Source organism: Amycolatopsis sp. NPDC051128 (assembly GCF_040682715.1).
GTDB lineage: Bacteria > Actinomycetota > Actinomycetes > Mycobacteriales > Pseudonocardiaceae > Amycolatopsis.
The window spans coordinates 68728-94281 of record NZ_JBFBBN010000019.1 but is presented as its reverse complement, the minus strand read 5'-3'; the positions used below and the strand labels follow the sequence as shown (position 1 = coordinate 94281).

General features: G+C 70.8%; 30 protein-coding genes. 18 read left to right on the top strand and 12 right to left on the bottom strand.

What is annotated here, in order from left to right; genetic code table 11:
* Positions 1-24: 24 nt before the first annotated feature.
* The gene (locus AB0M82_RS20980) at positions 25-432 is read left to right on the top strand and encodes a nuclear transport factor 2 family protein (protein ID WP_364724135.1); all 408 of its coding nucleotides are present in this window, start codon (positions 25-27) and stop codon (positions 430-432) included.
* A 24-nt stretch (positions 433-456) separates the two neighbouring features.
* On the opposite strand, the gene AB0M82_RS20975 is transcribed toward AB0M82_RS20980, so the two are convergent.
* Positions 457-639, bottom strand: coding sequence for a hypothetical protein (locus AB0M82_RS20975; protein ID WP_364724133.1), 183 nt, complete (start codon positions 637-639; stop codon positions 457-459).
* A 64-nt stretch (positions 640-703) separates the two neighbouring features.
* On the opposite strand from AB0M82_RS20975, the gene AB0M82_RS20970 reads away from it, so the two are divergent.
* The 3 genes from AB0M82_RS20970 to AB0M82_RS20960 all read left to right on the top strand — a co-directional run bounded on the left by AB0M82_RS20970 (position 704) and on the right by AB0M82_RS20960 (position 3114).
* Positions 704-1552 carry a sigma-70 family RNA polymerase sigma factor gene (locus AB0M82_RS20970; RefSeq protein WP_364724131.1) on the top strand — a complete coding sequence of 283 codons (849 nt, stop codon included), beginning with the start codon at positions 704-706 and terminating at the stop codon, positions 1550-1552.
* Positions 1553-1667: 115 nt separating this feature from the next.
* The gene (locus AB0M82_RS20965; RefSeq protein ID WP_364724130.1) at positions 1668-2486 is read left to right on the top strand and encodes a methyltransferase domain-containing protein; all 819 of its coding nucleotides are present in this window, start codon (positions 1668-1670) and stop codon (positions 2484-2486) included.
* 25 nt (positions 2487-2511) lie between these two features.
* Complete coding sequence (locus tag AB0M82_RS20960) at positions 2512-3114, top strand: helix-turn-helix domain-containing protein (RefSeq protein WP_364724128.1); 603 nt, start codon at positions 2512-2514, stop codon at positions 3112-3114.
* On the opposite strand, the gene AB0M82_RS20955 is transcribed toward AB0M82_RS20960, so the two are convergent.
* Positions 3111-3494, bottom strand: coding sequence for a nuclear transport factor 2 family protein (locus AB0M82_RS20955; protein WP_364724126.1), 384 nt, complete (start codon positions 3492-3494; stop codon positions 3111-3113). The genes AB0M82_RS20960 and AB0M82_RS20955 overlap by 4 nt on opposite strands.
* A gap of 96 nt (positions 3495-3590) precedes the next feature.
* On the opposite strand from AB0M82_RS20955, the gene AB0M82_RS20950 reads away from it, so the two are divergent.
* Positions 3591-4514 (top strand): LysR family transcriptional regulator, encoded by a 924-nt coding sequence (locus AB0M82_RS20950; protein ID WP_364724124.1) that lies wholly within the window; start codon positions 3591-3593, stop codon positions 4512-4514.
* Here AB0M82_RS20950 and AB0M82_RS20945 read toward each other — a convergent pair.
* Together AB0M82_RS20945 and AB0M82_RS20940 are read right to left on the bottom strand one after the other, a co-directional pair.
* Positions 4471-5418, bottom strand: a complete 948-nt coding sequence (locus tag AB0M82_RS20945) for a transglutaminase domain-containing protein (protein WP_364724122.1) — start codon at positions 5416-5418, stop codon at positions 4471-4473. The two genes, AB0M82_RS20950 and AB0M82_RS20945, sit on opposite strands and share 44 nt — an antisense overlap.
* A gap of 20 nt (positions 5419-5438) precedes the next feature.
* On the bottom strand, positions 5439-6437 hold the full coding sequence (locus AB0M82_RS20940) for a helix-turn-helix domain-containing protein (protein ID WP_364724121.1): 999 nt from the start codon (positions 6435-6437) through the stop codon (positions 5439-5441).
* 71 nt (positions 6438-6508) lie between these two features.
* Here AB0M82_RS20940 and AB0M82_RS20935 point away from each other — a divergent pair, with 71 nt between their 5' ends.
* Complete coding sequence (locus AB0M82_RS20935; RefSeq protein WP_364724120.1) at positions 6509-7285, top strand: NAD(P)H-dependent oxidoreductase; 777 nt, start codon at positions 6509-6511, stop codon at positions 7283-7285.
* A 102-nt stretch (positions 7286-7387) separates the two neighbouring features.
* Here the strand turns inward: AB0M82_RS20935 and AB0M82_RS20930 are convergent, their stop codons facing one another.
* Together AB0M82_RS20930 and AB0M82_RS20925 are read right to left on the bottom strand one after the other, a co-directional pair.
* Positions 7388-8137 (bottom strand): SDR family oxidoreductase, encoded by a 750-nt coding sequence (locus AB0M82_RS20930; protein WP_364724118.1) that lies wholly within the window; start codon positions 8135-8137, stop codon positions 7388-7390.
* Entirely contained in the window at positions 8134-8991 is an 858-nt protein-coding gene (locus AB0M82_RS20925; protein WP_364724117.1) for an NAD(P)-binding domain-containing protein, read from the bottom strand. Before AB0M82_RS20925 ends, AB0M82_RS20930 begins: the two co-directional genes overlap by 4 nt.
* 82 nt (positions 8992-9073) lie before the next feature.
* On the opposite strand from AB0M82_RS20925, the gene AB0M82_RS20920 reads away from it, so the two are divergent.
* Positions 9074-9439 (top strand): helix-turn-helix domain-containing protein, encoded by a 366-nt coding sequence (locus AB0M82_RS20920; RefSeq protein ID WP_364724115.1) that lies wholly within the window; start codon positions 9074-9076, stop codon positions 9437-9439.
* Here the strand turns inward: AB0M82_RS20920 and AB0M82_RS20915 are convergent.
* The gene (locus AB0M82_RS20915; RefSeq protein WP_364724113.1) at positions 9405-10595 is read right to left on the bottom strand and encodes an FAD-dependent monooxygenase; all 1191 of its coding nucleotides are present in this window, start codon (positions 10593-10595) and stop codon (positions 9405-9407) included. The two genes, AB0M82_RS20920 and AB0M82_RS20915, sit on opposite strands and share 35 nt — an antisense overlap.
* 96 nt (positions 10596-10691) lie before the next feature.
* Between AB0M82_RS20915 and AB0M82_RS20910 the strand changes: the two genes are divergently transcribed.
* Positions 10692-11264: a TetR/AcrR family transcriptional regulator gene (locus tag AB0M82_RS20910; protein WP_364724110.1), complete on the top strand. Its 573-nt coding sequence runs from the start codon at positions 10692-10694 to the stop codon at positions 11262-11264.
* Here AB0M82_RS20910 and AB0M82_RS20905 read toward each other — a convergent pair.
* Positions 11261-11821, bottom strand: a complete 561-nt coding sequence (locus AB0M82_RS20905) for an NAD(P)H-dependent oxidoreductase (protein ID WP_364724108.1) — start codon at positions 11819-11821, stop codon at positions 11261-11263. The genes AB0M82_RS20910 and AB0M82_RS20905 overlap by 4 nt on opposite strands.
* A 79-nt stretch (positions 11822-11900) precedes the next feature.
* Between AB0M82_RS20905 and AB0M82_RS20900 the strand changes: the two genes are divergently transcribed.
* Genes AB0M82_RS20900 through AB0M82_RS20885 form a run of 4 tightly spaced genes read left to right on the top strand, consistent with a single transcriptional unit; the run spans position 11901 to position 14956 of the window.
* On the top strand, positions 11901-12317 hold the full coding sequence (locus AB0M82_RS20900; protein WP_364724105.1) for a MarR family transcriptional regulator: 417 nt from the start codon (positions 11901-11903) through the stop codon (positions 12315-12317).
* Positions 12318-12373: 56 nt separating this feature from the next.
* A complete protein-coding gene (locus AB0M82_RS20895; RefSeq protein ID WP_364724102.1) occupies positions 12374-13171 on the top strand; it encodes an SRPBCC family protein in 798 nt (265 codons plus the stop codon).
* Positions 13172-13205: 34 nt separating this feature from the next.
* Positions 13206-14309, top strand: a complete 1104-nt coding sequence (locus AB0M82_RS20890) for a sensor histidine kinase (RefSeq protein ID WP_364724099.1) — start codon at positions 13206-13208, stop codon at positions 14307-14309.
* Positions 14306-14956 (top strand): response regulator transcription factor, encoded by a 651-nt coding sequence (locus AB0M82_RS20885; RefSeq protein ID WP_364724096.1) that lies wholly within the window; start codon positions 14306-14308, stop codon positions 14954-14956. The genes AB0M82_RS20890 and AB0M82_RS20885 overlap by 4 nt, the downstream gene beginning before the upstream one ends.
* Here the strand turns inward: AB0M82_RS20885 and AB0M82_RS20880 are convergent.
* Positions 14940-15731 (bottom strand): GNAT family N-acetyltransferase, encoded by a 792-nt coding sequence (locus AB0M82_RS20880; RefSeq protein ID WP_364724093.1) that lies wholly within the window; start codon positions 15729-15731, stop codon positions 14940-14942. The two genes, AB0M82_RS20885 and AB0M82_RS20880, sit on opposite strands and share 17 nt — an antisense overlap.
* Positions 15732-15786: 55 nt before the next feature.
* Here AB0M82_RS20880 and AB0M82_RS20875 point away from each other — a divergent pair, with 55 nt between their 5' ends.
* Positions 15787-17424 carry an acyl-CoA carboxylase subunit beta gene (locus tag AB0M82_RS20875; protein WP_364724091.1) on the top strand — a complete coding sequence of 546 codons (1638 nt, stop codon included), beginning with the start codon at positions 15787-15789 and terminating at the stop codon, positions 17422-17424.
* Positions 17421-17648, top strand: a complete 228-nt coding sequence (locus tag AB0M82_RS20870) for an acyl-CoA carboxylase subunit epsilon (protein WP_364724088.1) — start codon at positions 17421-17423, stop codon at positions 17646-17648. Before AB0M82_RS20875 ends, AB0M82_RS20870 begins: the two co-directional genes overlap by 4 nt.
* Before the next feature lie 6 nt (positions 17649-17654).
* Here AB0M82_RS20870 and AB0M82_RS20865 read toward each other — a convergent pair whose 3' ends face one another.
* Positions 17655-18113, bottom strand: a complete 459-nt coding sequence (locus tag AB0M82_RS20865) for a MarR family transcriptional regulator (RefSeq protein WP_364724086.1) — start codon at positions 18111-18113, stop codon at positions 17655-17657.
* A 9-nt stretch (positions 18114-18122) separates the two neighbouring features.
* Positions 18123-19016 (bottom strand): LLM class flavin-dependent oxidoreductase, encoded by an 894-nt coding sequence (locus AB0M82_RS20860; RefSeq protein ID WP_364724083.1) that lies wholly within the window; start codon positions 19014-19016, stop codon positions 18123-18125.
* A gap of 168 nt (positions 19017-19184) precedes the next feature.
* Between AB0M82_RS20860 and AB0M82_RS20855 the strand changes: the two genes are divergently transcribed.
* Both AB0M82_RS20855 and AB0M82_RS20850 read left to right on the top strand, forming a co-directional pair.
* On the top strand, positions 19185-19811 hold the full coding sequence (locus tag AB0M82_RS20855; RefSeq protein WP_364724080.1) for a helix-turn-helix transcriptional regulator: 627 nt from the start codon (positions 19185-19187) through the stop codon (positions 19809-19811).
* Positions 19792-21405, top strand: a complete 1614-nt coding sequence (locus tag AB0M82_RS20850) for a DHA2 family efflux MFS transporter permease subunit (protein WP_364724078.1) — start codon at positions 19792-19794, stop codon at positions 21403-21405. Before AB0M82_RS20855 ends, AB0M82_RS20850 begins: the two co-directional genes overlap by 20 nt.
* A 73-nt stretch (positions 21406-21478) precedes the next feature.
* Here AB0M82_RS20850 and AB0M82_RS20845 read toward each other — a convergent pair whose 3' ends face one another.
* A complete protein-coding gene (locus AB0M82_RS20845; protein WP_364724076.1) occupies positions 21479-23326 on the bottom strand; it encodes a glycoside hydrolase family 3 N-terminal domain-containing protein in 1848 nt (615 codons plus the stop codon).
* A gap of 117 nt (positions 23327-23443) precedes the next feature.
* Between AB0M82_RS20845 and AB0M82_RS20840 the strand changes: the two genes are divergently transcribed.
* Together AB0M82_RS20840 and AB0M82_RS20835 are read left to right on the top strand one after the other, a co-directional pair.
* Complete coding sequence (locus AB0M82_RS20840; RefSeq protein WP_364724073.1) at positions 23444-24073, top strand: nucleoside triphosphate pyrophosphatase; 630 nt, start codon at positions 23444-23446, stop codon at positions 24071-24073.
* 100 nt (positions 24074-24173) lie between these two features.
* Entirely contained in the window at positions 24174-25526 is a 1353-nt protein-coding gene (locus AB0M82_RS20835; protein WP_364724071.1) for a dicarboxylate/amino acid:cation symporter, read from the top strand.
* Positions 25527-25554 lie beyond the last annotated feature (28 nt).

Below are 25554 nucleotides of genomic sequence, written 5' to 3'. Positions count from 1 at the left end.
CTTCCGTGCGCCACCGTGATCGTCATGAGCACCGATCCCGTCGCCGTCCTCGAAGGCATGTACGCCGCGGAAGCCGAATACCTGGCCGCGGGCGATTTCGCGCCACTGGCCCCGTTCTTCGCGCCGGACGTCGTGCTGCACCAGGCCGACGCGCTGCCCTACGGCGGCGTCTGGCGCGGGCACGAGGGCATCGAGGCGTTCTTCGCCGCGATGAGCCGCGCCTGGGACGTCTTCGACCTGGCGAAGCAGGAATTCCTCGCCACGACGTCCCCGCTCGTCGTGCTGACCCACGTGCACGCGCGCGCCCGCGCCACCGGCCGGGAGCTCGACTTCCCGATCCTCCAGACGATCACGGTCGCGGCCGGCCGCGTCACCGAGGTCCGCCCCTTCTACTGGGACACCGCCGCCATCGCGGCCGCCTGCTCGACGTAACCGGCCGGCCGAGCGCGAACCGCGTCACCAGGCCCGGGTTCGCGACGAAGTGCCTCGCGTACGACACGGCGTCGCGAGGAGGTACACGCCGTTCGCCGCCACCTCGACGCCGTCGAACCCGGCCCGGGGCGCGCGGGTCGACGGCGCGAGCACGACGCGGTTCGGCAGGAGCCATGCGCCCAGGTCGGCAGGGGTCAGCAGGCTCATCCGTCACCTCTGATCGCGGGGATTCGTCAGGAAGGCGACGATGACGGCGAACGAAAGGTGACCGATGGACGAGCTGGCGGAGCGGTTCGAAGCCGAGCGCGGCAGGCTGCGCGGGCTGGCTTACCGGATGCTCGGCTCGGCCGCCGAGGCGGACGACGCCGTCCAGGAGGCCTGGCTGCGGCTGAACCGGGTGGACTCCGTCGACAACCTGGCGGCCTGGCTGACCCCGGTCGTCTCCCGCGTCTGCCTCGACGTGCTGCGCTCGCGGAAGGCGCGCCGCGAGGAGCCGGTCGAAGGCCTGCCGGAGCCGGCCGCGGAAGCCGACCCGGCGGGCGAAGTGGAGCTGGCCGACTCGGTGGGCCGCGCGCTGCTCGTCGTGCTGGCCGCGCTCGGCCCGGCCGAGCGGATCGCGTTCGTGCTGCACGACCTGTTCGCGGTGCCGTTCGACCGGATCGCCCCGGTGCTGGACCGCACGCCGGTGGCCGCGAAGAAGCTCGCGAGCCGCGCGCGGCAGCGCGTGCGGGGCGCGTCCCCGCTGCCGCCGTCCGACGTGGCGCGGCACCGCCGGGTGGTCGACGCGTTCCTGGCGGCCGCCCGCGGCGGCGATCTCGCCGAGCTCATGGACGTGCTGGCCCCGGACGTCGTCCGCCGCGCCGACGCGGTCGCGCTGCCGATGGGAGTGGCTCTCGAAACGCGCGGGGCGCGTGCCGTGGCGGAAGAGACGCAGGTGTTCGGGAAGCGGGCCCGGTTCGCCGAAACCGCGCTGGTCGACGGCGCCGTCGGCGTCGTCGTCGCGCCACGCGGACGCCTGCTGCTCGCCCTCGCGGTGACAGTCGAAGACGAGCGGGTGGCGGCATACGAGGTGATCGCCGATCCCGCCCGGCTGGCGGCCCTGCGAATCACGGTTCTGTGACCCCGACATCGCACTCGAACAGGTGATCGAGGCGCTCGATTCTTGACAGCCGGACTCTGCCTCGAGACTATGAACTTGCGTTCATGAACCAGTGTTCACGACGGAGGGGATCGAGATGACCGGCATCGTCAACACCGCGCAGGCGGAGGCATGGAACGGCTACGAAGGGGAGCACTGGGCGACGAACGCCGATCGCTACGACGCGGTGAACAGCGGCTTCAACGGCTACCTGCTCGATCAGGCCGGCGCGGACGACCGCGTGCTCGACATCGGCTGCGGCAACGGCCAGCTGACCCGGCTGGCCGCGGCACGTGCCCGGTCGGCCACCGGCGTCGACCTGTCCGGGCCGATGCTCGCGACCGCGCGGGCGCGGGCATCGGAGGTGCCGAACGTGACCTTCGAGCAGGGTGACGCCCAGGTCCACCCGTTCGCCGAGGGCGGGTTCGACCTGGCGGTCAGCCGGTTCGGGGTGATGTTCTTCGCCGATCCGGTGGCCGCGTTCGCCAACGTCCGGCGAGGGCTGCGCCCCGGCGGGCGGCTCGCGTTCCTCTGCATGACAGCCCTCGCCGGCACCGACCTCGGCCGGGTGTTCGGCGCGCTGGCGGCGTACCTGCCCCAGCCGACCGGCCCGGACGGCAGCGGGCCGACGTCGTTCGCGGATCCGGACCGGACCAGGGCGGTGCTGACCGAAGCCGGCTTCGAAGACGTGGCGTGCGCCCACGTCGAAGCCGACCAGGTGTGGGGCCGCGACGTCCCCGACGCGGCGCGGTTCATCGCGCACTGGGGTCCGGTCCGCCACCACCTGGGCATGGTCGACAGCGCGACGGCCGCGCGGGCGACGGAAGCCCTCACCGCGGCGCTGGAGCCGTTCGCGGGGCCGGACGCGGTCAGCCTGCGCGGCACGGCGTGGCTGGTCACGGGAAGGAGGTCGTGACGACGGCGCCCGTACGATAGCGGTGATGTCACCGAGGAAAGCCGCGGCCCAGCGGGATGGGCAGTCCCTGCACGACCTGCTGGTCGAAGCCGCCGAGAAGATGATCGCCGCGCACGGCACCGCCAACCTCACCGTGCGCGAGATCGCCCGCACGGCGGGCGTCGCCGACGGCGTGCTCTACAACCACTTCTCCGACAAGGAAGAGCTGGTGGCCCTGGCCCTGCTCGAGTACGTGCGCCGGACGGAGGCGACGTTGGGCGAGCTACCGGTGGCGGGCGAAGGCACCCTGGAGGGGAACCTCCGCCGCCACCTGGAGTACGGCCTCGGCCTGCACCGCATGATCGTGCCGGCGTTCAGCGGCTTGATCGGGCAGCCGAGGGTGCTGGAACGCTTCGCGGACATGACCGAGCGGTCCGGCCAGTGGCGCGACCGGCTGGTGACCTACCTCGAAGAGGAGCAGGCGCTCGGCAGGCTCCACCCGGAGTCCGAAGTGGACGCGACAGCGGTCATGCTGGTCGGCTACTGCCACGGATCGGTGCTGGACACGGTCTTCCCGCACATGAGCCGGTATTCCCTGCCGACGGTGGATGCGGTCGTGCGGGCCGCGCTCCACGGCGTCGCGCCCTAGATCATCGGGTTGCCACTGGCCGTGGTCTCGGGCACCTCCTGGACGACGTCCCAGTGCTCGACGATCTTGCCGTCCCGCACCCGCATCACGTCCACGACCGCGCTCCCCCGCGATCCGGGCGTCAGGCGAAGCAGGCTGTGCGTGCACACGAGGTCGTCCTCGGCGATCACCCGGCGCACGTCCAGGCTCAGTTCGGGAAAGCGCGCCACGAACTGGGCGAGGTACCGCGCCGAGGCCTCGGCGCTCGCCGGGGCGTGGGGATTGTGCTGGACGTAGTCTTCGCCGCCGTACTCGGCGAAGGCGTCGGCCGGGCGCTTCTCGGTGAAGGCCAGCCGGAGGAAGCCCAGGACGACTTCCTTGTTGTGCTGCGGTCGCGTCATCGATGTCCGTCCTTTGTGGAGTTCTCGACACCAAGTCGAACATCCGCGAAACAGAAAGGGAAAGACCCATGGGCTCTACCGCGATACCCTCGCGATATGGACGACGTCGAGGTCCGTGAACTGCGCTATTTCCGCGCGGTCGCCGAAGAGCTGAACTTCTCCCGTGCGGCGGAGCGGCTCGCTATGGCGCAGCCACCGCTGTCGCGCGCGATCCGGTTGCTGGAGCGGCGGCTCGGCGTCCAGCTCTTCGAACGCACCAGCCGGCACGTGGCGCTGACACCGGCCGGGAACGTGCTGTTCACGGAGTCGGCGAAGGCACTGGACGCGGTCTCCGCGGCGGTCCGGCGCACCCGCCGGGCGGCACGGCAGGCGCCGGCGCTCGTCGTCACCGCGAAACCCGGCGTCGCCACCGACCTGCTGCGGCGGATCGCCGACCGATTCCCGGACCCGGTCGAGATCCGGGTCAGCGGGTTCGGCGAGCAGGCGGAGATGCTGCGTGACGGCCGGGCCGATGTGGCGTTGCTCGGCTGCTCCAGCGGCCCAGACGGCCCCGGCCACGACGGACAGGACGGCCTGGACGTCGAGGTGCTCTTCAGCGAACCGCGGGTCGCCGCGCTCCCGGCGGGCCACGAGCTGGCCGGCCGGTCGGCGCTGACCTGCGCCGACTTCGCCGGGCGGCCGACGCCGTTCTGGCCGGGCTCGTCCGCGGCGAGCCGGGCTTACTGGTCGGGGCAGGACGTGACCGGTGGCCCGGTGACGCCGGGGCCGGTGGTGCACGACAGTGCCCAGCTGCTGGAGACAGTGGCGCTCGGGCAGGCGGTGGCGCTGCTACCGGCGTCGGTCGCCGAGCTGCGTTCGCGGGACGACGTCGTCTACCGGCCGGTCCTCGACGCGACGCCGTACTCGCTCGCCTTCGCCTGGGCGGCCGGTGCGCGGGACCTGCGGATCGCGCGGTTCGTGCGGACCGCCGTCGAGGTCAGCGAAGCACTACCTCGACCGGGAGCTGTCCCGGCGGGGTGACCGAGCGGATCACCGGCGGCACCCGGAGGTCGTCGGCGTCGAAGGCCACCCGCAGCTGCTCGACGTCCGCGTCGGCCACCAGCTCGGCCAGTTCGTCCGCGCGGGCGAGCGCGGCCGGGTCAAGCGCGGCCGGGTCAAGCGCAGTCGCGGAAAGCCCGGTCGCGGAAAGCACAGTGCCGGCGTCGAGATCGCCCCACAGGTCCCACTGGAGCATCTCGTGCTTGTTCAGCGCGGCGAGGTCGAGCACGAGGTTGTGCCGTGCGTACGGGAGGCCGCGCAGGAACGGCGCGTCCAGGTCCGGGGAGACGACCAGCCGGGCCGGGTCGACGTCGCCCGCGCGGGCCGCGGTCCACGCGTCGGGGCCGGTCAGGAACCGATCGCGGGGCACGTCGAGGAGGTCGAACGCCGTGTCGTCCACCGGGTCGCGGAAGCCGGTCGGCAGCTGGGGTTCGACGAGACGCCACCCGTCGCCGTCGTGAACTTCGGCGACGACGTGGTCGAGGTACCAGCCCGGGATCAGGTAGCTCGCGAAGCCGACGCGGGCGCGGGCCGGGATGCCGTGGTGGCGTGCCATCGAGACGAAGAGCACCGTGAAGTCGCGGCAGCAGCCGACGATCCGGTGCAGCGGTGAACGGGACCCGCCGGGTGGTGCCGGGTCGAGCTCGCGCAGGCGCGCGAACATGTCGGCGGCGTACCGCAGGGTGATCTCTTCGCGGCGGGACGCCGGGAAACCGTGCTGCGTGATGTCGCCCTGGGCCCAGTAGTGGAACACCAGCTGCGACGCCGCCTCGCGCAGGGCCGTGAGGTCGCGCGGTGTGCCGTCGAGCCAGTCCGAGTGCGCACCCGGGTCGGTGAAACGGCTGTGGCTGGCATAAAAGCCGTGGCTGACGTCGAAGTCGTCCATGCCGCCAACGCTAGCGAAATTTATCCGGCCTGGGCCGCCAGTTCGCCGCGGAACGTCGAACGGTACGCGCTCGGGGACACCCCGAGGGCCGCCTGAAAGTGCTGGCGCAGCGACGCGGCCGTGCCGAACCCCGCTTCGGTGGCGACGCGGTCGACCGGCAGGTCGGTCTCCTCGAGGAGCTGGCGGGCGCGTTCGACCCGTTGCTGGGTGAGCCATTGCAGCGCCGAGATGCCGACCTCCTCGCGGAAGCGGCGGGTGAAGGTGCGGGTGCTCATCGCCTCGCGGGCGGCGAGTTCGCGCAGGGTCAGCGGCCGGTGCAGGTTCTCCAGCGCCCAGGCGCGCGCCACCTTGGTCGACGACGTGCGGGGCTCGGGCACCGGCCGCCGGACGAACTGGGCCTGGCCGCCTTCGCGGTGCGGGGACACCACCGTGCCGCGGGCGACCTCGTTCGCGACGGCCGCGCCGTGGTCTCGGCGGATCATGTGCAGCACCAGGTCGATGCCGGCGGCGACGCCCGCCGACGTCAACACGTCGCCGTCGTCGGTGTAGAGCACGCACGGGTCGACGTCGACCTCGGGGAACCGGGCCTGGAGCTCTTCGGCGGAGCGCCAGTGCGTAGTGGCCGGGCGGCCGTCGAGCAGCCCCGCCGCGGCGAGCACGAACGCGCCGGTGCAGATCGACGCGATCCGCGCGGCCGCCGGAACCAGGTCGAGCGCGGCCTTGAGCGGCGGGGTCAGCACACGCGCCATCGGCTCGTACTCGGCCAGGGACGCCGGGACGATCACGGTGTCGGCCTCGGCCAGGACCTCCGGGCCGCGGTCGACCGGGATGGTGAAGTCGGCGTCGGTGCGGACCGGGCCTGGCTCGAGCGTGCAGGTCACGACCTCGTACAACGGTTCGCCGGCCGCCGAGCGCGCCTGTCCGAACAGGCGGTGGACGATGCCCAGCTCCATCACGAGCATGCCGTGCCGGACCAGCACGGCTACGTGATGACGATCGGGATGTACGAATGCGGCCATGGCCCGATTCTTGCACAGGTTGGCTATCAGGCCACTCGATCGAGGCCGGCACCCCCGTGATCATCGAGGTCATGAACGTGTTGTGGGTTTTCGCGCATCCCGAGCCGCGCTCGCTGAGCGGGGCCCTCCGTGACGACGGGCTCCGGACGCTCCGCGGGCTCGGTCACGACGTCCGGGAGTCGGATCTGTACGTCATGAAGTGGAACCCGGTGGTCGACGCGGCCGACTTCGGCGCCGCGGCCTCCGGCGAACGCCTGGTCGTCGGTGACACGGCCGCCCGCGCCTACGCCGGCGGCGAGCTGTGCCCGGACATCGTCGCCGAACAGGAGAAACTGGACTGGGCGGACGCCGTCGTCGTGCAGTTCCCGCTGTGGTGGTACGGCGTGCCGGCGATCCTCAAGGGCTGGTTCGACCGCGTCTTCGTGAAGGGCTTCGGTTACGGCGTCCAAGCCGAGGACGGGCGCACCCTGCGTTACGGCGAAGGCAGGCTGGCGGGCAAACGCGCGATGGTCGTGGTCACGGCGGGAGCCCGCGAACCCGCTCTCGGCCCCCGCGGCATCAACGGCTCGCTCGACGACGTCCTGTTCGGCCTCCACCACGGGACGCTGTTCTACGCCGGGATGTCGGTGCTGCCGCCGGTCGCGGTCTACGGCGCCGACCGAGTCTCACCGGAGCACTTCGCCGAAGCTCGAGAACACCTGCGCCAACGCCTGGGGACCCTGGACACCGCGGACCCGATCCCGTTCCGCACGCAGAACGGCGGCGACTACGACGCCGACCTCGTCCTCCGCCCCGACCACGCGCCCGGCGCCACGGGTCTGGCCATCCACCTCACCCGAAAGCCGTGAATGTCGCATTGAGGGTCCATCCATGCCCCCGCCACCACCCTCAACGGAGGCGCTGACGCGCCACTGCGTCAATTCAAGTCCCTCAATGCGACATTCACGGACTTACGCGGGCAGGGTCAGGCGTTGTCCCAGACCGCCGTCGACGGGGAGGTCGGCGCCGGTGGTGAACGTCGCCTCGAAGGCCAGGAACAGCACCGCCGCCGCGACCTCTTCGGAGGTGGCGTGGCGCTTCAACGGCGTGATCTCGTCGCCGATCTCCTTGAACTGCGCCAGGACTTCGGAAGGCACGCCGGTGACGCCCATCGTCGGGGTGTCGGTGTAGCCGGGGCTCACCACGTTCACCCGGATCCCGCGCGGCGCCAGCTCGGCCGCGTACGTCCGGGCGAACGACCGGACGGCCGCCTTCGCCCCGGAATACAGGCCCATTCCGGCGATCCCGGCCTCGGCCGCGACCGACGTCGTGAAGACGAACGATCCGCCGGGCCGGACCGACCCCGCCAGCCGCCGGGCCGTGAAGTACGCGCCCTTGGTGTTGACGTCGAAGGTGCGGTCGTAGAGCTCCGGCGTCGCCTGCTCGTAGGGCGTCAGCGTCGAGAACCCGACGTTGACGAACACCAGGTCCAGCTCGCCGAGCGTCTCCGCGGCCACCGCGCCCAGCTCCTCGACGTCGGCCAGGCGAGCCGCGTCGGACGAGAGCAGGTGCACCTTGCCGGGCAGTTTCCCCTTCAGCGGCGTAACGTCCCGGCCGGTCAGCAGCACCTCCGCGCCGCCGTCGAGCAGGGCGCGCACCACCGCCAGTCCCATGCCGTGCGTGCCGCCCGTGACGACGGCCTTCTTGCCGAGGTACTTCACCGGATCTCCTCGATGACGCTCGCGATCGCGTGCGCGCCGTGGCCCGCTGCCACCGCGCGGTCGAACAGTTCCCGGAAAACGGCGGGCACCGCCGGGTTGATCCCCTGCGCGCGGCTCGTCTCCACCAGCAGGGCGAGCCCGGCCGCGTTGATGTCCAAAGCGGACACGTCCGTCGCGTAGTCGCCGCTCGCGACCTGCGCGCCGATGCCGGGCAGGAACCCGCTGACCGCCGAAAGCCACGGCAACGCCATCGGCGTGAACCGCTCCGGCGTGACGCCCTCGGTGCCGACCAAGGCCAGCGCGTGCAGGTAGCCGCCCATCGTCGACCACATCATGCCGAGCAGCGCCAGGTCGTACAGCGCCGCGAGCCCGGCGTCCTCGCCGAGGAACACCGGCTCTCCCAAAACCGAGAGCACGTCACGCTGCGCGGTGAACGCCGTTTCCGAGCCGCCGTAGAGGATCCGCGCCTCCGGCGTCCCGATCCCCTGCGGCACGGCCATGATGACGCCGTCCACGTAGCCGATGCCCTGGTCGGCCGCCCACTTGGCGACGCCCCGAGCCTGCTCCGGCGTCCCGGACGTGAGGTTGACCAGTGTCCGGCCCGGCAACGCCGCGGCGTCGAGGACCGGCTGCTGAGTGTCGTATGTGGACAGACAACTGATGACGACGTCGGCCGAAGCCGCTTCCGCCGGGGTGGCCGCGAGCCGCGCGCCGCGGTCGAGCAGCGGCCCCGCCTTGACCGGCGACCGGTTCCACACCGTGACGTCGTGTCCCGCCCCCAAGAGCGCCCCGGCCAGGGCGGCACCCATCCGCCCCAGGCCGAGCACGCTCACCTGTTTCTTGCTTTCTCCCATGGCTTCCATGCTGCGGGCACGCTTTACACTGGACAAGTACCGACTAATAAGTCAGGTACCCACCAAAACGTAAGGATCCTGGATGCAGCCTCGAACGTACCGCTGCGGATTGGACGCTGCCGTCGACGTCATCGGCGGCCGCTGGAAGGCCCTGATCCTCTGGGCCCTGCACGCCGAGCCGCTGCGGTTCGGCGAGCTGAAGCGGAAGGTGGCCGGGATCAGCGAGAAGATGCTGATCCAGGCCCTGCGGGAGCTGGAGGCGGACGAGATCGTGCACCGCGAGGTGTTCCACGAGGTCCCGCCCAAGGTCGAGTATTCGCTGACCGAACTCGGTCAGCGGCTGAACACGGCGTTGCTGCCACTGGGCGACTGGGGCGAGGAGAACATGACCGGGATCGCGGAACGCCGCGGCGTCACGCCGGCGCCACCGCATACGGTTTCAGCGTGATCGCGTTGCCCGCCTTGAGCGGCATCTCCTCGATCACCTTGCGCCAGGGCAGGTACGGCAGCAGGCGGTAGTTGAGGTTGCGCATCCTCAGCCACGCGCGGGTCGGCGGGACGAACCACTTCCCGTTGCCCTCGGCCAGTTTCTGGCAGGCGTCGACGAAGCCGCGCATCTCGCGGGTGTAGGCGTCGAACGCCCTCGCGTGGTCGCCGCCGGCGGCCGCGAGCTCGCCCGCGAGCACGTACGCGCCGACGATCGCCAAGCTCGTTCCCATCCCCGAGAGCGGCGCGGCGCAGTACGCGGCGTCGCCGACCAGCGCGACGCGCCCGCGTGCGTACGAGTCCAGCTTGATCTGGCTCGCCGAGTCGAAGTAGAAGTCCGGCGCTTCGCGCATCGCCTTCAGCAGCGTCGACGTCTCCCAGCCCACGTCGCCGAACCTCTCCTCGACGATCCGGCGCTGCTGCCCGACGTCGCGGTGGTCGTAGCCGAGCGGCTCGGAGCCGAACCAGAACATCGCCTTGGCCTCGGTGTTGTCCCGCGCGCTGTAGACGCCGACGGTGCGGTTCGGCTCGTTGTAGAACCGGCCGGTGTGCTCGAGCCCCAGGTGGTTCGGCACGGTGAAGATCGAGACGTAGTAGCCGAGGTCGTGGCGAAACCGGGACTCGTCGCCGAAGGCCAGCGTGCGCACGTTCGAGTGCAGCCCGTCGGCGCCGACGACCAGGTCGAACTCGCGCGGCTCGCCGTGTTCGAAGGTGACCGTGACGCCGTCGGCGTGCTCGGTGATGCCGGTGATCGAGTCGCCGAAGACGTACTCGACGCCGTCCTTCGTCGCGTCGTGGAGGATGCGCGCGAGGTCGCCGCGCAGCACCTCCAGCTCACCGCTCTGGAACGACGACGGCGTGACCACCAGCGGCCGGTCGGCACCGTCCACATAGGTCACGTCGCCCATGCGGGTCGCGGCCGCTTCGACCGGCCCGAGCAGGCCCATCCGGTCGAGGACCCGCAGGGACGCGCCGCGGAAGTCGACCGCGTAGCCGCCGTCGCGCAGCCGAGGGGCGCGTTCGACGACCGTCGGCGCGAAGCCGTGGCGACGGAGCCAGAAGGCCAGTGCGGGGCCGGCGACGCTGGCGCCGGAGATGAGGACTCGTCTGTTCTGCATGCCGGGAACGGTAACCCTGATTTGGGCGATCGCGCAAGACGATCGCCTAAATTGATCGCCTAAGGCGTCCGCGCCAGGCAGTGCTAGGCTTCGGACATGGGCAACCGGGACGCATTGCTGGCGGGCGCGAAGCGCTGTCTGACCGAGAAGGGCTACGCCCGCACGACGGTGCGGGACCTCGCCACGGCGGCGAACGTGAGCATGGCCGCGATCGGCTACCACTTCGGCTCCCGCGAGGCGCTCCTCAACGCCGCGCTGGTCGAGGCGAACGAGGAGTGGGGCGAGGCGCTCGCGAAGACCCTGCGGGTCGAGACGCCGCCCGACGCGTCGCCGGCCGAACGTTTCGAGCTGATCTGGCGCCGCGTGATCGAGTCGTTCCCGGAGCACCGGCGGATGTGGGCGATGACCTTCGAGGCCTACTCCCAGCCGGATCTCGACGAGAACGTCCGCGCCGAACTGGCGAACGGCCTCGAACTGGCCCGGCACGGGCTGGCGAACCTGTTCCAGGGCCTCGACGACGGCAGCGCCGCGGCCCGGGCCGTCGGCACCGTGCACCAGGCCCTGCTCTCGGGCGTGATGCTCCAGTGGCTGATCGACCCGGACCACGCGCCGTCGGGCGCCGACCTGGCCCACGGCCTGCGCCTGCTCGCGAACGACGTCCTGACCTAGGCGGTGACCAGGTCCGCGCCGGTGAAGAACGTCCGCGCGGCGGACATCGCGTCGGCGTCCAGGAGCACGTCACCAGGACGGCTGCCGTTGCCGAGCAGCACCCCGGCCCAGTTCATGCCGAGGTACTCCGCGCAGAGTTCGAGGGTGCCGATCAGCGGCTGGGCCTCCCGCGCCGTCTCGCTCAGGACGCTGACGCCCCACAGCGTCTTGCCGCGCATCCGCGGCTTGAACTCCACCGGCAGGCGCATCCAGCCGGACCAGTAGTCGAGGTAGAGCTTCACGCTCGCCGACACCGAATACCAGTACACCGGGGACACGATCACGATGTCCGTCGCGGCGAACGTCGCGTCCATCAGCAGCTGTTCGTTCGAGCCGGGCTCCGGGTGCTCGCCGACGCCGTGGCGACGGTCCTCGAACGGCGGCAGCGGCACCTCCGGCAGCCGGATCCACCGCTGCCCGTGTTCGCGGGGCAGCTCCTTGGCCGCCCGCCGGGCCAGCATCTCCGTGTTCCCGCCGGCCCGGGCCGCGCCGACCAGGAAGAGGAAGTTCCGCGTCATCTCCGAGTCCCCTCATATATTTGCATGTACATATAAATACTGTCCCCGGACTATCCTGACGTCAAGAGGAGGCCCGAAGATGACCGTCGACGAACAGGCCTGGGGCCGAGTGCTCGTGCTGCACGCCCGGATCGAGCAGGAACTCGCGAAAGCCCTGCAACGGCGCCACGGACTCGGCCTGTCCGAGTACCGCGCGCTCGGCAAGCTGGTTTCCGGTCCGAAGGGCGGCCTGCGGATGCAGGAGCTCGCCGACGCGATCGGACTCAACCAGAGCTCGGTCAGCCGGATGTGCGCCCGTCTGGAAGACGCCGGCCTGACCATCCGCGATCTGTGCGAGGACGACCGCCGCGGCGTCTACTCGGTGATCACCGACGCCGGCCGCAAGCGCTACGCCGAGACCGAGCCGACGTACTGCTCGGTGCTGCGGACCGCGCTCGACAAGGCCGCTGGCGACCCGGAGCTCGCCGCCGCGGCCGCCGCCGTCCGCGGCGCTTGACCCGTATATTCCGCAGTGGTTATATACCGGCACAGGCAACCCAACGGGAGGACGCCGTGTCCGGACGCGCGAAGCTGCAGACCGTCGACGAACGCCCCGTGCTCAGGCTGGAACGCCGCCTGAAGCACGCGCCCGAGAAGGTCTGGCGCGCCATCACGGACCCGGGCGAGCTCGCGCACTGGTTCCCCGCGAAGGTGGACGTCGAACTGCGGAACGGCGGCGCGATCCGGTTCACCTTCCCCGGCGAGGACACCACGACCAGCGGGCACGTCCTCACCGTCGACCCGCCGCGCGAGTTCGCCTTCGTCTGGAACGACGACACCCTGCGCTGGCTGATCTCCGCCGACGGCGACGGCAGCCTCCTGGAGTTCACCCACACCTTCGGCCGCGGCGACCCGGCGATCGCGAAGCTCGCCGCGGGCCGCAACGCCGCCGGCTGGGACGTCTGCTTCGACGCCCTCGACGCGCTGCTCGACGGCCGCGGCTTCGAGCAGCCGAAGACGTGGCACGACCGGATGGCGTCCTATGTGGAGGAGTTCGGCCTCGGCGACGGCGAGGTCCTGGCGGACGGCACGATCCGCTTCCGCCGCGACCTCGGCTGGAAACCCCTCGACGAGGTCCGGGCGCTGCTGCCCGGCGAACCCGGCTGGCACCTGGCCCACGACGCCCTCGAAGGCACCCGCGTCGAGTTCACCGAGGCAGCCGGAAACGACGTCCCGGCGCGGCTCGCCAAGCGGCACGAACAGCTCGACAAGCTGTTCGCCGCCACCCACGGCGTCGCCCTGCCGGACTGGCCGCCCGGCCGCGTCGAGGCCGTGAAGAAGCACTACGCGGAGCGTCCGACCCAGGGTTGACGCGCGGCGCCGGCGCCCGCATTACGTTCGTGTCATGCGAATTCGCGTCGCGCTGGACGTGCTGGCGGCCATCGTGCTGGCGATCGGCGCCGGCGGCAACCTGGCCGCCGGCGCCTGGACGCTGCCGTCGTGGCTGCCCGCCTGGCTCGGCTGGACGATCCTCCTGCTGAGCGTCGTCCCGATCGTGCTCCGCCGGTGGTGGCCGCTGGGCTGCTACGTGCTCAGCCTCGTGCTGGCCGCGGCCGCCGTCCCGATCGGCGGGCCGGTGTTCGGCGTCGCCGTGGTGGGCGCGGGGTGCGCGCTCTACCTCGTCGTGCTCCGGCTGAGCAGCCGGATCGGCCAGATCGGTCTCGCGGCGGGCCTGCTCGAGCTCGGCGTGCTGGCCTTCGCGGTGGCGAACCCGAGCGCGGCGCTCACGGTGAACTTCAGCGCGTCGGCGCTGGTCGTCGGGTTCGTGCTCGGCCTCACCGTCCGCAGCCGGCGCGACTACGCAACGATCGAGCGGGAAAACCATGCGCGGCAAGCGGTTTCGGCCGAACGGCTGCGGATCGCGCGCGAGATGCACGACATCGTCGCGCACAGCATGAGCCTGATCGCGGTGAAGGCGGCGGTCGGCAACCACGTCGCCCTCGAACAACCCGACCAGGCGCGCGACGCGTTGCGCGTCATCGAAGACACCAGCCGCGAGACGCTGGCCGAACTGCGGCGGATGCTGGGAGTTCTGCGGGACGGCACCGGCGTCCCGGCGCTGGCCCCCGCCCCGACGCTCGACGACCTGCGCGCGCTCGCCGAACGCGCGGAGCAGGCCGGCCCGGCCGTCGACCTCGCCGTCGACGGCCTCGACGAGCTGCCGAGCGGCGTCGGCCAGTCGGTGTACCGGATCGTGCAGGAGGCACTGACCAATGTGGTCAAGCACGCGGCCGCGACGACCTGCCGGATCCGGGTCACCGGCGGCGACGGCGAAGTGAGCATCGAGGTGCTCGACGACGGCCGCGGCGGCGAAGCCGTCCCCGGCCACGGACTGATCGGCATGCGCGAACGCGTCGCCGTCTACGGCGGCGAGTTCACCGCGGCCCCGGCCCGGCCCGGCTTCCGGGTGTTCGCGCGGCTGCCCTACGAAACGGCGGTGGCCCGATGACCCGCGTCCTGATCGCCGACGACCAGGCGCTGCTGCGCGGGAGCTTCCGGGTGCTGGTCGACAGCGCGCCCGGGCTGACCGTGGTCGGCGAAGCGTCCGACGGCGTCGAAGCGGTCGCGTTGACCCGGCGCGAGGAGCCGGACGTCGTGCTCATGGACGTCCGGATGCCGGAGATGGACGGCATCGAGGCGACCCGCCGGATCTGCGCCGAGACGGATGTCCGGGTGCTGATGCTCACGACGTTCGACCTCGACGAGTACGTCTACGCGGCGCTGCGCGCGGGCGCGAGCGGCTTCCTGCTCAAGGACACCCGCCCGGCGGACCTGCTGTCGGCGATCGAGATCGTGGCGAGCGGGGACGCGCTGCTGGCGCCGTCGGTGACGCGGCGGCTGGTGGCGGAGTTCGCGCGGCTGCCGTCGGGCCCGGTGACCCGGCTGACCGGGGTGACGGCGCGCGAGCAGGAGGTGCTGTCCCTGATCGCGAGGGGCCTGTCGAACGACGAGATCGCGGCGCGGCTCCACCTGGGGATCGCGACGGTGAAGACCCACATCGGCCGGCTGCTGCACAAGCTCGCGGCGAGGGACCGGGCGCAGCTGGTGATCGCGGCCTACGAATCCGGCCTGGTGCGCCCTACATCGCCCGCGTGAACGGCGCGAACCTCATCGAGGGATCACCGGGCAGCGGACGGCCGTGCAGGACCAGCCGTGGCGCCGGGGCCGACGGGACCAACCCTCGCTCGCGCACCCAGCCGACGAGACCGGGGAACCGGAAGTCCGGGTCCACGCGGACCTCGCCCGTGACCGACCGCGCCACCCCGCGGATCAGCGCCTTCGCCGCTTCCTCCGACCGGGCGACGACCGGGCCGATCACCGTCACGTGGCCGATGTCCGTCCCGAACGCGAAGCCGCCCTCCACCACATACGGCGTCCCCAGCCGTTCCAGCAGCGGCCGCCGGTCCACGCCATGAGCCGCGAGATCCAGCGCGAAGACGTCGGACAGCGACCCGCGTGAAGCCCCCGGCCCGCCGTCGTCGTCGAATGTGCCGACGTGGCCCTGGCACCCGCCGTCGGCCACGAAGCCCATCGACTCGTACAGCGGCCGGCCGTACTTCGAAGCGTGCAGCCAGACCACCCGGTCGCCCGCCGCCGCAAGCGCTTGCGACGTGATCGCTCTGCCCAGCCCCCGGCGTTCGTACCGGGGCGCGACCAGCACCATCGAGATCGAGGCGACCGAGCCGAACGGCACCAGCGCGGCACAAGCCGCCAGCCCGGAACCGTCCGGCGCGGCCACCCCGAACACCCTCCCGACGTCGCACAGCAGCGTCCACTTCGCCGGCTCGCGCGGCCACGACCGGGATTCGGCCAGGTCGGAGCAGGCAGGCAGGTCGGCGGGGGCCAGTGCCCGGCTCGATGGGAAGTCCATGGACGTTGCCTACGCCACACGCCAAGTGACCGGCAAGTAGCTAAGCTCCCGTGGCATGAGCAGTGCGACGGAGCCGCTCGGGACGCCGCCCGAGGATGAACCGGACATCCACACCACGGCCGGCAAGCTGGCCGACCTGTATCGCCGTTACGACGAGGCGGTGCACGCGGGTTCGGCCCGGGCGGTGGAGAAGCAGCACGCCAAGGGCAAGAAGACCGCGCGCGAGCGGATCGAGCTGCTGCTCGACGAGAACTCGTTCGTCGAGCTCGACGAGCTGGCCCGGCACCGCTCGACCAACTTCGGCCAGGAGAAGAACCGCCCGTACGGCGACGGTGTCGTCACCGGCTACGGCACCGTCGACGGCCGCCCGGTCTGCGTGTTCAGCCAGGACGTCACGGTCTTCGGCGGCAGCCTCGGCGAGGTGTACGGCGAGAAGATCGTCAAGGTGATGGACCTGGCGATCAAGACCGGCCGGCCGATCATCGGCATCAACGAGGGCGGCGGCGCGCGCATCCAGGAAGGCGTCGTGTCGCTCGGCCTGTACGGCGAGATCTTCAACCGCAACGTCAAGGCGTCCGGCGTGATCCCGCAGATTTCGCTGATCATGGGCGCGAACGCGGGCGGGCACGTCTACTCCCCCGCGCTCACCGACTTCGTCGTGATGGTCGACGAGACCTCGCAGATGTTCATCACCGGGCCGGACGTCGTCAAGACGGTCACCGGCGAGGACGTCACCTTCGAGGAGCTCGGCGGCGGCCGCACCCACAACACGAAGTCCGGCGTCGCGCACTACCTCGGTTCCGACGACGAAGACGCCATCGCCTACGTCAAGGAACTGCTCTCCTACCTGCCGCAGAACAACCTGTCCGACGCGCCGGTGTTCGAGCCGTCAGACAGCCCTGCCGGGTTCTTCGACGACGTCACCGACTCCGACCGCGAGCTCGACACGCTCATCCCGGACTCCCCGAACACGCCGTACGACATGCACGAGGTGATCAACCGCGTCGTCGACGACGGCGAGTTCCTCGAGGTCCACGAGCTGTTCGCGCCGAACATCATCGTCGGTTTCGGCCGCGTCGACGGCCAGAGCGTCGGGGTCGTCGCCAACCAGCCGACGCAGTTCGCCGGCTGCCTCGACATCGACGCGTCCGAGAAGGCCGCGCGGTTCGTGCGCACCTGCGACGCGTTCAACATCCCGGTGCTCACCTTCGTCGACGTCCCCGGCTTCCTCCCGGGCACCGACCAGGAGTGGAACGGCATCATCCGCCGCGGCGCGAAGCTGATCTACGCCTACGCGGAGGCGACGGTCCCGCTGGTCACCGTCATCACGCGCAAGGCGTACGGCGGCGCGTACGACGTCATGGGCTCCAAGCACCTCGGCGCCGACATCAACCTCGCCTGGCCGACCGCGCAGGTCGCGGTGATGGGCGCCCAGGGCGCGGCGAACATCGTCCACCGCAAGACGCTGGCCAACGCGGCCAACGAGGGTCGCGATGTCGACGCGCTCCGGGCCGAGCTGATCCAGGAGTACGAGGACACGCTGCTGAACCCGTACGCGGCCGCCGAGCGGGGATACGTCGACTCGGTGATCGTGCCGGCGCACACCCGCGGGCACGTCGCGCGGGCGCTTTCGCTGCTGCGCAACAAGCGTGAATCGCTGCCGCCCAAGAAGCATGGGAACATCCCCCTATGAGTGCGGCCGCGAGCGAGCAGAGGCCCCTGCTGAGGGTGGTCCGAGGGAATCCGAGCGACGCCGAACTGGCGGCGCTGACGGCGATCGTCGCCGCGGCGTCGGCCGCGAAGGCGCCGGAGAAGCCGAAGCCGCGTACGTCGTGGTGGGGCGATCACGCAGCTTCGCTGCGAAAGCCGCTTCACCCCGGTGAAGGTGCTTGGCGCGCTTCAGGTCTCCCGCACTGACCTACTTCAGCGCTGAACCGTGTCCAGGAAGACCGTCGGGACCTCGTTTTCGCGCACGACCTGCCCGAGCAGCGCCGCGAGCCGGTCGCGGGCCGGGGTGCTCAGGCCCGCGGCCAGCTCGTCGACGCGGCGGCACGTCGCCGCGTAGAAGTCCTCCGCCAGTTCGCGGCCTTCGTCGGTCAGGACCACGTGGACGGCCCGGCGGTCGTCCGGGTCGGGCTCGCGGCGCACGAGCCCGCGCCGGACCGCGCGGTCGACCAGGCCGGTGAGGCTGGACTTCTCCAGCCCGAGCGTCGCGCCGAGCCCGCCCATGCCGTACGGCCGCGCCATCAGAACGCACAGCAGCTGCCCCTGCTGCACGGTGAGCCCGTACTCGCGGGCCGACTCGGCGTAGACCGCGTTCACCAGGAACGACGCCCGCACGAGCCCGGCCACCACGCCGAGATCCTCCCCGCTCTTCCCCATCCCGACAGCCTACTTCGCGACCGCCTGCCGCACGGCGGGCACGATCTCCTCGGCCCAGCGCGCGGTGGCGGTCTCGTCTGGCGTGCTGCCGCCGGGCCCGAACAGCACGAACCCGGCGGCGCCGTGCTCCAGCACCGCGCCGGTCAGCTCCTCGATCCACTGGTCCGGCGAGCCGCCGATCCAGCGGCCGTCGTCGGCGCGGGTGGCGCGCAGCGGCTCCGCGGTGATCCGGCCGGGGAAGTTGTAGACGGTGGCGATGTCGGCGGGGTCGCGGCCCGCGTCCACCGCGGCCTTGTCGATCACCGGACGCGACGTGCGGTAGCGCTCGCTGAGCCAGTCGGCGGCGTGGCCGGGCATCCACCCGTCGGCGACACGGCCGGTGACGGCGAGCGACTTCGGCCCGACCGAGCCGGTCCACACCGGCGGCATCGGTTCGTGCGCGGGTTCCAGATCGGTGACCCGGTGGAACTCGCCGTCGAAGGTGACCGGCTCACCGCCCCCGCCGAGCAGCTTCACCAGCCGGATCCCCTCCTCGAACGCGCGGACGGCTTGTCCCGGCGTCAGCTTGGTGAAGCCGAGCCGGGCGATGTCGTCCCAGAGCCCGCCGACGCCCATGCCGAGCACGATCCGGCCGCCGGTGAGCGCGGACAGCGACGTGACGGTGCGGGCGAGCATCGACGCGTGCCGCGTCGGCAGGTTGGTCACGCTGACCAGGCCCGAGATCCGTTCGGTCCGCCCGAGCAGGACACCGATCTCGGCGTACGCGTCGAGGCGGTCGGCGTGGTAGGGGTGATCGGACACCGTGATGAGGTCGAGCCCGCCGCGGTCGGCTTGGCCGGCCAGCTTCAGGGTGTCGGGGACAGCGGTCACCGCCGTGGACACACCGATACCGAAGTGCACCATGATTCCTCCCAGTTTTAGTTCGTGTTACGAACTTAGCATACATAGTTCTTAGCACGAACTACTTGAGTTCGCGGGGCGTGCGCGGACCGTCACGGAAGTGGGCGTAGACCATGCGATAGTCCATGTCGTATAGTCCACGTGGAATAACCGATATGGAGGGATCACGTCATGGCTTCGGCCAAGCTGACACCGCTCGGCATCGCCGTGCTGGAGCTGCTTCACGAGAAGCCCATGCACCCGTACGAGATGAACCAGCTCATGCGTGAGCGGTACGTCAACATGAGGGTCAACGTGAAGGCAGGCTCGCTCTACCACACCGTGGAGCGCCTGCACCGCGACGGCTTCATCGAGGTCGTCGACACCCAGCGTGACGGAAGGCGGCCCGAACGGACCGTCTACGGCATGACGCAGACCGGGCTGGACGAGTTCACCCAACGCGGCCGCGAACTGCTCGGCGACCTCGCCACGGAGTTCCCCGCCTACCTGTCCGGGCTCGGGGTGATCGACGAACTGGGGCGCGAAGCTTCGTTGATCGAACTCGAGCACCGGATCACCCGGCTGCGCGCCGCGGTGGCCGGGGACGAGGCGGTGCTGCAGCGGCTGGCCGAGGACCAGACACCGCCGATCTACTGGCTGGACTGGCGCTACAAGTGCGACCACCGGAAGTTCGAGCTCGAGTGGACCGAGCGGCTCCTCGACGACCTGCGCTCCGGACGGATCCCGTTCCAGGACTGCGAAGAACCCCACCTGACGCTCATCACCAGGGAAGACGACGATGAACGCAAGACAAGCTAACCCGTGGGCCGCGCTGGGCGCGCTGTGCCTCGGCTTCTTCATGATCCTGCTCGACACGACGATCGTGTCGATCGCGATCCCGACCATGCTGCGCGAGCTGAACACCGGACTGAACTCGATCGTCTGGGTGATCAGCGTCTACCTGCTCACCTACGCCGTGCCGATGCTGTTCACCAGCCGGCTCGGCGACCGCTTCGGCCCGAAGCGCGTGTTCCTCGCCGGACTCGTCGTGTTCACCGGCGCGTCGCTGTGGTGCGGCCTGTCCGGCAACGCCGAGATGCTCATCGCCGCGCGGGCCGTGCAGGGGCTCGGCGCCGCGCTGATGACGCCGCAGACGCTCGCGTTCATCACGCACCTGTTCCCGCCGGCCAAACGCGGCCCGGCGATGGGCATGTGGGGCGGCGTCGCCGGGCTGGCGACGATCGCCGGCCCGCTGCTCGGCGGCGTGCTGGTGGACCACCTCGGCTGGGAGTGGATCTTCTTCGTCAACGTGCCGATCGGCGTGGTCGCCATCGTGCTCACCCTGCTCCTGGTGCCGGACTGGCAGCCGAAGCACTCGCACTCGTTCGACCTGCTGGGGATCCTGCTCTCGAGCGCGGCGCTGCTCTGCATCGTGTTCGGCGTCCAGAACGGCCAGCAGTACGACTGGGGCACGGTCTTCGGCGGCATCACCGTGTTCGAGATCATCGGCGCCGGCGTGGTGCTGCTGGCGGCTTTCGTGCTGTGGCAGCGCTTCAACAAGCGCGAGCCGCTGTTGCCGCTGCAGGTGTTCTCGAACCGGAACTTCTCCGCCGGGACACTCACCGCCGCCACGGTCGGCTTCGCGATGACCGGCATGTTCCTGCCGCTGGTCATCTACATCCAGTCGGTGCTCGGGCTGACCCCGACCATGGCGGGCCTGCTCACCGCGCCGATGTCACTGCTGGCGGGGATCGTGGCGCCGTTCGTCGGGCACGCGTCGGACAAGATGAACGGCAAGTACCTGGTGATGTTCGGCCTGGCCGCGCTCGCGGCCGGGCTGGGGATCATCGCGCTGCAGGCGTCGCCAACGAGCAGCCCGTGGAGCTTGGTCCCGGCGCTGCTGGTGTGCGGGCTCGGCATCGGCTGCATCTTCTCGCCGATGAGCAACCTGACGATGGGGTCGGTCGAGCCGCGGCTGGCCGGCACCGCATCGGGCATCTTCAACACCGCGCGCCAAGTGGGCGGCGTGCTCGGCAGCGCGGCGATCGGCGTGCTGCTGCAGGCGCGGATCAGCGCGTCCATCGCCGACGAAGCGACGAAGGCGGCCTCGCAGCTGCCCGAGCAGTACCGGGCGCCGTTCGCGGAGGGGATCGCGAAGGCCGCGGCGAGCACGGGTGAGTTCGGCTCGGCCGGCGGGCCGGCGCCGATTCCGGGACTGCCGTCCGAGATCGCCGCGCAGGCCGGAAAACTCGCCACCGAGGCCGTCCACAGTGGATTGACGGACGCCGCCCGCGTCACGATACTGCTGCCGATGGTGGTCCTGCTGCTGGGCGTGGTTTCGGCCGCGGTCATGCGGCGGGTGAAGCCCCGCTGGGAAAACCCGGCGCCGGCTCCCGAAGCCGCCGCGGCCTGAAACACGTGTGGGCCTCCGCTCCGGATGCCGGGTGCCGGAGCGGAGGCCTGCACGGACCGCGGGAGCGGTGGTCCTAGTGGCGGCGGTAGGACAGGCCGTACCCGTAGGGGAACAGCGCCTGCTTCCCGTCACCGACGTTGATCGGTTCCTGGGCCGAGCTCTTCGGCCAGGTGAAGCTCAGCTTTCCGGTCGGGTTGTAGTCGCCGTAGAGGACGTCCGCGACGCCCGCGCCCTCGGAACCCGGCAGCCAAGCCGCCACCAGGCCGTCGATCGACGGCAGCTGCGCCGAGATGTCCAGCGGCCGCCCGGACACCGTCACCACGACCAGCGGCACGCCCGACGCCTTCAGTTTGCCGAGGAGGGCGAGGTCTTCGGCGTCGAGGCCGAGTCCGTTCGGCCGGTCGCCCTGCCCCTCGGCGTACGGCGTTTCGCCCACCACGGCGACCACGACGTCGTAGGCGGAGCTGATTCCGTCACCCGCACGGTCATAGGTCACCTCCGTGCCCTTCCCGGCACCGGCTTTGATGCCGTCGAGGATCGTCGTGCCCGGGATGACGCGCGTACCGCTCTGGCCCTGCCAGGTGAGCGTCCAGCCGCCCGCCTGGTTGCCCATGTCGTCCGCGTTCTTCCCGGCCACGAAGATCTTGGTGTTCTTCTTGGCCAGCGGCAGCACGCCGTCGTTCTTCAGCAGCACCTGCGACTCGCGCACCGCCTGCCGCGCCACGGCGCGGTGGGCCGCGCTACCGAAGTCCTTCTGCGGCGAGCGGTCGGTGTACGGGTGCTCGAACAGGCCGAGCTCGAACTTCTTGGTGAGGATCCGCCGGTTGGCGTCGTCGATGCGCGACATCGGGACGTGTCCATTGAGGACTTCCGCGCGCAGGGTGTCGATGAACTTCTGGTAGTCGTTGGGGACCATGAACATGTCGAGCCCGGCGTTGGCGGCCTGGCTGACCTCGGCCGCGGTGAATCCCGGCTGGCCGTCGATCTGGTCGATGCCGTTCCAGTCCGAGATCACGAAGCCGGAGAAGCGCAGTTCGCCCTTCAGCAGGTCGGTGATGAGGAACTTGTTCCCGTGGTCCTTGGCGCCGTTCCAGCTGTTGAAGCTGATCATCACCGAGCCGACGCCGCGGTCGACCGCGGCGCGGAACGGCGGCAGGTGGATCCGCCGCAGCTCCTCGAGGCTGATCCGGGTGTCACCCTGGTCGACGCCGCCGGTGGTGCCGCCGTCGCCGATGAAGTGCTTGGCGGTGGCCAGGACCGACGTCTTGCCGTCGAGTTCGCGGCCCTGCAGGCCCTGGACGATCACGGAGTTCTCGACGGCGTTGCGGGGGATCTCGCCGTAGGACTCGTACGTGCGGCCCCAGCGGTCGTCGCGGGCGACGCACAGGCAGGGCGCGAAGGCCCACTTGACGCCGGTGGCGGCGGTTTCGGCGGCGGTGACCGCGCCGATCTTCTCGACCAGCCGCGCGTCGTTCGCCGCGCCAAGGCCGATGTTGTGCGGGAAGACCGTGGCGCCGTGGACGTTGTTGTGGCCGTGCACGGCGTCGGCGCCGTAGATGATCGGGATGCCGAGGCCGGTGGACGTCGCCGCCCGCTGGTAGGCGTCGATCATGTCCGCCCATCCGGCCGGCGTGTTCGGCGTCGGCGTGGAGCCGCCGCCGGAGAGGACGGAGCCGAGCCGGGCGGCGGCGGCCTGGGCGGGCGTCGTGGCCCCGCGCTCGCCCTCGGTCATCTGCCCGATCTTGTCGTCGAGGGTCATCCGGGCCATCAGGTCCTTGACGCGCGAGGACACTGGAGCGTGCGGGTTCTTGTACAGCGGCGTCGTGGCCGCGGACGCCACGGGCACGAGGGCCGTGCCCGAGAGGAGGAGACCGGCCAGGACGGCGGTTCGCAGTGATCTCGTGGTGCGGAGGAGCGGCATTGGTTCTCTCCGAAAGTCCAGGGGACCCATATGTTGCGAGCCACAACAAAATAGCTCGCCCCCACAGTGACGCCGGTCACAATTCGGTCACGACGGGCGGCCGGGTACGTTCCGGGAGTGCAGTTCGTCCTCGCCTCCCAGTCCCCCGCCCGCCTCGCCCTCCTGCGGTCCGCGGGCGTCGACCCGGCCGTCTTCGTCTCCGGCGTCGACGAAGACGCCGTCGCCGCTTCGCTCACCGATCCGTCGCCCTCGGAGCTGGTCACCGCCTTGGCCACGGCCAAGGCCGAAGCGGTCCTCGACCAGGTCGCCGCCGCGCATCCGGACGCCGTCGTCGTCGCCTGCGACTCGATGCTGAACATCGGCGGGCGGATGGTCGGCAAACCGGGCGATCCGGACATCGCGCGGCGCCGATGGGCCGCGATGGCGGGAACATCCGGTGAACTCCTCACCGGACACGCGGTCGTCCGGCTCGACGGCGGGACGCGCGCGAAGGAGACGTCCGGCTGGGAGTCGACCACCGTCCGGTTCGGCACGCCGAGCGTGCGGGAGATCGACGCCTACGTCGCCAGCGGCGAGCCGCTGGGGGTGGCCGGCGGGTTCACGATCGACGGCCTGGGCGGCTGGTTCGTCGAAGGTCTCGACGGCGGCCACACCAGCGTCATCGGCATCAGCCTGCCGCTGACGCGCCGGCTGCTCGGCGAGGTCGGCGTGAGTGTCGTGGATCTCTGGCGGCGTCCCGGATCCTGAGAAAGGCACCACACGAACGGGTGATCCGGAAGAGTGCTCCCTTGCCTAACGTTCTCTTCACGAGGCAAGACCAGAAATTTTCGAGCACCGGAGTCGCCCCGTGTCTTTCGTCCGGACCTACACCAAACCGCGGGTGTTCGCGGCCGCGGTCCTCGGCTCGCTCGTCGTCGGCGCCCTCCTCGGCGTCGTCGCGCGGCAGACCGAAGCCGGCTGGCTGACCGACCTCCTCGACCAGATCGGCACCATCTTCACCACGCTGCTGCAGATCGCGGTGATCCCGCTGGTCTTCACGGCGATCGTGGTCGGCATCAACAGCCTCCGCGGGCTCGGCGGCGGCCGCACCGCCGCGCGCCTGGGCGGCAAGACGGTGCTGTGGTTCGCGATCACGTCGTTCGTCGCGTCGCTGATCGGCATCGCCGTCGGCCGGATCTTCGACCCCGGGTCCGGCGGGCTCGGTGGCGTCACGGCGACCGCGAAGAACGCGGACAAAGCAGCCGCCAGCGTCGACCACTGGGGTTCGTGGAGCGCCTTCGTGAACGGGCTGCTGCCGGAGAACTTCGTGAAGGCGTTCGCCGACGGCGAGACGCTGCAGGTGCTGTTCCTCGCGCTGGTCATCGGCGCGGCCGCGTACAGCCTCGGTGACAAGGCGAAGCCGTTCGTGGACTTCACGACGAGCGTCTTCGAAATCATCCAGCGGTACCTCGGCTGGATCGTCCGGCTGGCCCCGATCGGCATCATCGGCCTGATCGGCGCGGCCGTCGCCAACTACGGCGACGCGTTGTTCCGGCCGCTGTTCTCCACCACGCTCGCGGTGTACGTCGGCTGCCTGATCGTGCTGTTCGTCGTCTACCCGATCCTGCTGCGGTTCGTGGCGAAGGTCAGCCCGCTGAAGTTCTTCGCCAAGGCGGGCACGGCGATCCAGTTCGCGTTCGCGTCGCAGTCCTCGGCCGCGACGCTGCCGCTGACCCGCCAGTCCGCGGTGAACCTCGGCGTCCAGCCGGCGTACGCGGCCTTCGCGACCCCGCTCGGCAGCGCGACGAAGATGGACGGCTGCGCGGCGGTGTTCCCGGCGATCGCGGCGATCTTCGTGGCGAACCTGGCCGGGGTGTCGCTGAACTTCTGGCAGTACGCCGGCATCGTGGTCGTGGCGGTGGTCGGCGCGCTGGCGACGGCCGGCACCACGGGCTGGCTGACGGCGTTCACGCTGACGACGTCGTTCATCGGCCTCGACGCCAAGCAGGTGGCGGTCGGCCTGGCGCTGATCTACTCGGTCAACCCGATCATGGACATGATCCGCACGGCGACGAACGTGGCCGGCCAGATCGTGGTCCCGACGATCGTGGCGCGCGGCGAAGGCCTCCTCGACGACGAGGTCCTCAACGCCCCGACGGACCGCCCGGCGCACACCGACGACGGCTCGGCGGCCCGCCACGCGGAACCCGCCCCCGCCTGAGCGTCACTTTCGCCGTGAAAGTGTTCCG

Bases quoted from the DNA above. Each gene is read 5' to 3' on its own strand.
- AB0M82_RS20980 (WP_364724135.1), top strand. From the start codon at position 25: ATGAGCACCGATCCCGTCGCCGTCCTCGAAGGCATGTACGCCGCGGAA.
- AB0M82_RS20975 (WP_364724133.1), bottom strand. From the start codon at position 639: ATGAGCCTGCTGACCCCTGCCGACCTGGGCGCATGGCTCCTGCCGAAC.
- AB0M82_RS20970 (WP_364724131.1), top strand. From the start codon at position 704: ATGGACGAGCTGGCGGAGCGGTTCGAAGCCGAGCGCGGCAGGCTGCGC.
- AB0M82_RS20965 (WP_364724130.1), top strand. From the start codon at position 1,668: ATGACCGGCATCGTCAACACCGCGCAGGCGGAGGCATGGAACGGCTAC.
- AB0M82_RS20960 (WP_364724128.1), top strand. From the start codon at position 2,512: ATGTCACCGAGGAAAGCCGCGGCCCAGCGGGATGGGCAGTCCCTGCAC.
- AB0M82_RS20955 (WP_364724126.1), bottom strand. From the start codon at position 3,494: ATGACGCGACCGCAGCACAACAAGGAAGTCGTCCTGGGCTTCCTCCGG.
- AB0M82_RS20950 (WP_364724124.1), top strand. From the start codon at position 3,591: ATGGACGACGTCGAGGTCCGTGAACTGCGCTATTTCCGCGCGGTCGCC.
- AB0M82_RS20945 (WP_364724122.1), bottom strand. From the start codon at position 5,418: ATGGACGACTTCGACGTCAGCCACGGCTTTTATGCCAGCCACAGCCGT.
- AB0M82_RS20940 (WP_364724121.1), bottom strand. From the start codon at position 6,437: ATGGCCGCATTCGTACATCCCGATCGTCATCACGTAGCCGTGCTGGTC.
- AB0M82_RS20935 (WP_364724120.1), top strand. From the start codon at position 6,509: ATGAACGTGTTGTGGGTTTTCGCGCATCCCGAGCCGCGCTCGCTGAGC.
- AB0M82_RS20925 (WP_364724117.1), bottom strand. From the start codon at position 8,991: ATGGGAGAAAGCAAGAAACAGGTGAGCGTGCTCGGCCTGGGGCGGATG.
- AB0M82_RS20920 (WP_364724115.1), top strand. From the start codon at position 9,074: ATGCAGCCTCGAACGTACCGCTGCGGATTGGACGCTGCCGTCGACGTC.
- AB0M82_RS20915 (WP_364724113.1), bottom strand. From the start codon at position 10,595: ATGCAGAACAGACGAGTCCTCATCTCCGGCGCCAGCGTCGCCGGCCCC.
- AB0M82_RS20910 (WP_364724110.1), top strand. From the start codon at position 10,692: ATGGGCAACCGGGACGCATTGCTGGCGGGCGCGAAGCGCTGTCTGACC.
- AB0M82_RS20905 (WP_364724108.1), bottom strand. From the start codon at position 11,821: ATGACGCGGAACTTCCTCTTCCTGGTCGGCGCGGCCCGGGCCGGCGGG.
- AB0M82_RS20900 (WP_364724105.1), top strand. From the start codon at position 11,901: ATGACCGTCGACGAACAGGCCTGGGGCCGAGTGCTCGTGCTGCACGCC.
- AB0M82_RS20890 (WP_364724099.1), top strand. From the start codon at position 13,206: ATGCGAATTCGCGTCGCGCTGGACGTGCTGGCGGCCATCGTGCTGGCG.
- AB0M82_RS20885 (WP_364724096.1), top strand. From the start codon at position 14,306: ATGACCCGCGTCCTGATCGCCGACGACCAGGCGCTGCTGCGCGGGAGC.
- AB0M82_RS20880 (WP_364724093.1), bottom strand. From the start codon at position 15,731: ATGGACTTCCCATCGAGCCGGGCACTGGCCCCCGCCGACCTGCCTGCC.
- AB0M82_RS20875 (WP_364724091.1), top strand. From the start codon at position 15,787: ATGAGCAGTGCGACGGAGCCGCTCGGGACGCCGCCCGAGGATGAACCG.
- AB0M82_RS20870 (WP_364724088.1), top strand. From the start codon at position 17,421: ATGAGTGCGGCCGCGAGCGAGCAGAGGCCCCTGCTGAGGGTGGTCCGA.
- AB0M82_RS20865 (WP_364724086.1), bottom strand. From the start codon at position 18,113: ATGGGGAAGAGCGGGGAGGATCTCGGCGTGGTGGCCGGGCTCGTGCGG.
- AB0M82_RS20860 (WP_364724083.1), bottom strand. From the start codon at position 19,016: ATGGTGCACTTCGGTATCGGTGTGTCCACGGCGGTGACCGCTGTCCCC.
- AB0M82_RS20855 (WP_364724080.1), top strand. From the start codon at position 19,185: ATGGCTTCGGCCAAGCTGACACCGCTCGGCATCGCCGTGCTGGAGCTG.
- AB0M82_RS20850 (WP_364724078.1), top strand. From the start codon at position 19,792: ATGAACGCAAGACAAGCTAACCCGTGGGCCGCGCTGGGCGCGCTGTGC.
- AB0M82_RS20845 (WP_364724076.1), bottom strand. From the start codon at position 23,326: ATGCCGCTCCTCCGCACCACGAGATCACTGCGAACCGCCGTCCTGGCC.